This is a genomic window from Afifella sp. IM 167 (assembly GCF_020144925.1).
Classification (GTDB): domain Bacteria; phylum Pseudomonadota; class Alphaproteobacteria; order Rhizobiales; family Afifellaceae; genus Afifella.
The window spans coordinates 1-558 of sequence record NZ_NSLC01000038.1 but is presented as its reverse complement, the minus strand read 5'-3'; the positions used below and the strand labels follow the sequence as shown (position 1 = coordinate 558).

The window sequence follows — 558 nt, the reverse complement described above, 5'->3', positions numbered from 1 at the left end:
CTCCGACGGCACCGTGTCCGCGAACAAGAACTCGATCAAGATCATCGCGGAGGAGACGCCCAACTACGGCCAGGGCTATTTCGAGTACGACTCCAAGAAGGCCGGCGCCATGACCATCAGTCATCTGCGCTTTGGACCCCGACCGATCAGCAGCACCTATCTGATCGGCGATGACGAGGCGAGCTTCGTCGCCTGCCACCAGCCAACCTTCCTGACCCGCTACGACATGCTCGACAAGGCGCGCAAGGGCGGCGTCTTTCTCCTGAATTCGGCGACCCCGGCCGACCGGATCTGGGACGAGCTGCCGCGCAAGATGCAGCAGACCCTGATCGACAAGCAATTGTCCTTCTATGTCATCGACGCCTACGGCATCGCCGGCGAGACCGGCATGGGGCGACGCATCAACACCATCATGCAGACCTGTTTCTTCGCCATCTCCGGCATCCTGCCCAAGGACGAAGCCATCGCCTGCATCAAGACCGCCGTCAAGAAGACCTACGGCAAGAAGGGTCAGGCCCTGCTGGACCGCAACTACCAGGCCATCGACGCCACCCTGGC

At 61.8% G+C, this 558-nt stretch carries 1 protein-coding gene; it reads left to right on the top strand.

Translation table 11 applies throughout. From position 1 onward, the window contains the following. Nucleotides 1-13: 13 nt before the first annotated feature. Nucleotides 14-558, top strand: a 545-nt coding sequence (locus CLD20_RS20025) for a 2-oxoacid:acceptor oxidoreductase family protein (protein ID WP_224408441.1), incomplete at its 3' end; no start/stop codon positions are given.